Raw genomic sequence first — 3,525 nt, forward strand, 5'->3', positions numbered from 1 at the left:
TGGCGCGTTCCTCGCCGGCCATTTCGGTGACAAGTACGGTCGCAAGCCAGTGCTCATCGCGACGCTGATCCTTATGGGCACGGCGACAGCGCTCATCGGTCTGCTGCCCACCGGTGACCTCGCAGCGGTCAGCGCCATCGGGCTGCTCATTCTGCGCGTGCTGCAGGGTATTTCGGCCGGCGGCGAATGGGGCGGCGCGGCCCTCATGGCGGTCGAGACCGCCGCCGACGGCGGCCGCAACCGCGCCGGCGCATGGCCGCAGCTCGGCGTACCGTTTGGCATGCTACTCGCGACGGGCATGCTCACCGTGCTGCAGATGACCATGGGTCAGGAGGGCTTCACGAACGGCGGCTGGCGCATTGCGTTCCTGTTCTCGGTCGTGCTGATCGTCGTTGGCTACGTCGTGCGTCGAGCGGTCGAGGAATCGCCGGTGTTCCGCCAAATCTCAAAGATGGCGAAGAGCCAGTCGGCGCCGATCGCCGTGGTGTTCCGCAAGTACTGGCTCATTGTGATCCTCGCCGCCCTCGTCTTCGCCGGCGACAACGCGGTCGGCTACATGCTGGTGGGCGGCATCGTGCAGCGCTACGCCTCGACGCCGCTCGAGGCCGGCGGTATGGTCGGCATGGATGGCGGCCAGGTCAGCCTCTTCCTCAACCTCGCCGCAATCTCGTGGGCGATTTGGACCTATGTCGGCGCCTGGATCGCCGATAAGTACGGCGCGAAACCGGTGTTCATCGTCGGGTACATCCTCATGATCTTCGCATCGATTGCGCTCTTCCCGCTTGTCGTGATGGGCGGCGAGAACCCGATTTACTTCGTGCTCGGCACCTGCCTCCTCGGCATTCCGTTGGGCTTCTGCTACGGCCCGCTCAGTGCCTGGTACGCCGAAGTGTTCCCCGCATCCGTGCGCTTCTCGGGTGTGTCGATTACCTACGCGATCGGCGCGATCATTGGTGGCGCGTTCGCGCCCCTCATCGTGCAGGCGACCTTCGAAGCGAACGCCGGTCAGTGGCACTGGGCCGCGGTCTACCTCGCGATCATGTCGGCCGTCGGCCTCGTCGGCTCAATCCTGCTCAAGGGCCGCCACGGCATTCCGCTTGGCCACGACATGGAGCACTCGGGCCAGTGGGAGACCTGGAAGCCGGGCGACCCCATCCCCGCCGGCGTGCGCACGCAGCACTAGCTCGCGCACTCGAGCTCGCGAATTTGCAGGGCGGCCCCGCACCGAAATCGATGCGGGGCCGCCCTGCTTCGTTGGTGCTCGGCGTGACTACCCTGCGGTGAGGTCGAAGACGATCTTGCCCCGCGTGTGTCCCTGCTCGAGCTGCTCGTGGGCGGCGCGGGCCTGGCCGAGCGGGAAGCTCGCGTCGAGGTGTGTCTGCAGGTCGCCCTGGTCGAAGAGCTGGGCGATGGTGGTGAGGATCCGCCCCTCGGGTGAGAGCTTGAGTGTGGATGCGCGCAGTTCACGGCCCGCGGCCTCAGCCTCCTCGTGCATCGTCGGCCATGAGCCGGTGGGCACGTTGACGACGAGGCCGCCGTCGCGGAGCACCTTGAGCGAGCGGCTGCCCGTGTCGTCCTGCACGTTGCCGATGAGGTCGATGACGACGTCGACCGGCTCGTCGATCGCGTCCTCGAAGCGCTCCGAGGTGTAGTCGATGACCTGGCTCGCGCCGAGCTCGGTGAGCCAGTCGTGGTTTCGGCTGGATGCGGTGGTCACGACCTCGGCGCCGTAGAACGCCGCGAGCTGCACCGCGAAGTGACCGACGCCACCCGCGCCCGCGTGCACGAGCATCCGCTGCCCGGAGTGGACGCGCGCAGCCTCAACCACCGCGGCCCACGCCGTGAGCGCGGCGAGGGGCACGCCGCCGGCCTCGAGCATCGTCAGCGACTTCGGCTTGTGCGCGAGCGACATGAACGGCACCGACACGTAGTCGCCGTGGGCGCCCTGGTAGCGCGGGGTGAGTAGCATGCCGTAGACCTCATCGCCGGGTTGGAACGGCGCGAGCTCATACGGCGCCTTCTCGACGACGCCGGCGAACTCGCCGCCTGGTACCCAGGGCATCCGCTCGATTGCGCCGGACGCGCCCTTGCCCGCGCGGGTCTTCACATCGATTGGGTTGAGGCCGGCCGCGTGCACGCGCACGAGCGTGTCGCTGTTCACGACTTTCGGCATCGGCACCTCGCCGAGTTTCAGAACCTCGGGGCCACCAAACTCATTGACTACAACCGCGCGCATCGTTTCAGACATGAAGCCAAGCCTGACACGTTCGGCTGCGCGTGGGCCGGGCGAAACTGGCGGGGAAAACCGGGTGCGGCGACAAGTTCGCGGGCTACGCTGAGTGAGTCCGCTGCGAAAGGAACGAAGATGCCTGCTGTAGTTTCGCTGACCCCGGCCCCCGTGATCGATCGCACCTATTTCGTTGAGAGCTTCGACACCGGCAAGGTGAACCGGGCGACCGAGATTCAGGAGTTTCTCTCGGGCAAGGGCATCAACGTGTCGCGTACGCTGCGGATCGCCGGCGTCTCGACCTCGGCAGTGCTGCCGGTCGGGCGCGAGGACGAACACCTGCTGTTCCGCACACCGTTTCCGCAGGTGCTCCGCATTCTGCCGGTGCCGGGGCGGATGCGCGTGAACACCGCGATTCTTGAGCCCGAGGGCCGCACGACCAACGTGAACCAGAAGGCCGTGCCGCTGCACGAGCGCGACTGGGATGCCGTCGTCGACATGACGCTGCAGGAGATTCGCGCGCTGCGTGCCGACTGGCTCGTCGTGTCGGGCTNGGTGCCGAAGCTCGTCGAGACCGGCGAGAAGATTGACTTCACGCGGCTGTTCAGTGAGGCCCGCCGTATCGGCACGCGCGTCGCCGTCGACACCTCGGGCTCGTCGCTCGAGACATGGGCAATGTCGGGGCTCGTCGACTGCATCAAGCCGAACGCCGACGAGATGGCGACGCTCGTGAAGCGGCATCTCAACACCGTCGGCGACGTGCTCGAGGCGGCGCGCGAGGTGATCGAGCGCGCGAGGCTCGAGGTAGTGCTCGTGTCGATGGGTGGCGACGGCGCGATGGTCGTCACGCGCGACGAGGCGCTGTGGGGATACGCGAAGGCGCCGCAGGTCGTGAACACGACGGGCGCGGGGGATGCGTCGCTCGCGGGATTCGTCGGCCACTCGATTCAGGGGCCCGGGCAGCAGGGTGGCCAGGCTGACTACGGTGAGCTGCCTCCGCTGGCGCTGAAGTCAGGCCTGTCGAAGGCCGTCATCTACGGCGCCTTGGCGGTGTCGGTGCCGACGACGATCATTGACTCGCTCGACGGCGCCCCGACCGCCGAAATCACGGTGCCCGACCCATCGCAGCCCCTCAGCGAACCCACCAAGTTCTTCGAAACTCCCTCCGCCTAGCACCGCCCGCCTGTCCCTGCCGAACCCTCAAGGGTCGGCCCCCGGCGCTCGCGGTCCCTTTGCTTGCCGTTCACGGTGGATGCCGCCCCTTCGCCTCGCTGTTCTAGGGGGTTGAGTGGTCGTTT

At 67.3% G+C, this 3,525-nt stretch carries 3 protein-coding genes; 2 read left to right on the forward strand and 1 reads right to left on the reverse strand.

Annotated elements, in window-relative coordinates; all coding sequences use genetic code 11:
* The first annotated feature begins 49 nt into the window (after window positions 1–49).
* Window positions 50–1,183 carry an MFS transporter gene (locus ID132_RS11250; protein WP_328744329.1) on the forward strand — a complete coding sequence of 378 codons (1,134 nt, stop codon included), beginning with the start codon at window positions 50–52 and terminating at the stop codon, window positions 1,181–1,183.
* An 87-nt stretch (window positions 1,184–1,270) separates the two neighbouring features.
* Here ID132_RS11250 and ID132_RS11255 read toward each other — a convergent pair whose 3' ends face one another.
* Window positions 1,271–2,248 (reverse strand): NADP-dependent oxidoreductase, encoded by a 978-nt coding sequence (locus tag ID132_RS11255; RefSeq protein ID WP_193128654.1) that lies wholly within the window; start codon window positions 2,246–2,248, stop codon window positions 1,271–1,273.
* A gap of 117 nt (window positions 2,249–2,365) precedes the next feature.
* Between ID132_RS11255 and ID132_RS11260 the strand changes: the two genes are divergently transcribed.
* Entirely contained in the window at window positions 2,366–3,400 is a 1,035-nt protein-coding gene (locus ID132_RS11260) for a 1-phosphofructokinase family hexose kinase (RefSeq protein ID WP_193128655.1), read from the forward strand.
* Window positions 3,401–3,525: the final 125 nt, after the last annotated feature.

Origin of the sequence: Gulosibacter sediminis, assembly GCF_014904065.1 — a bacterium.
Classification (GTDB): Bacteria; Actinomycetota; Actinomycetes; order Actinomycetales; family Microbacteriaceae; genus Gulosibacter; species Gulosibacter sediminis.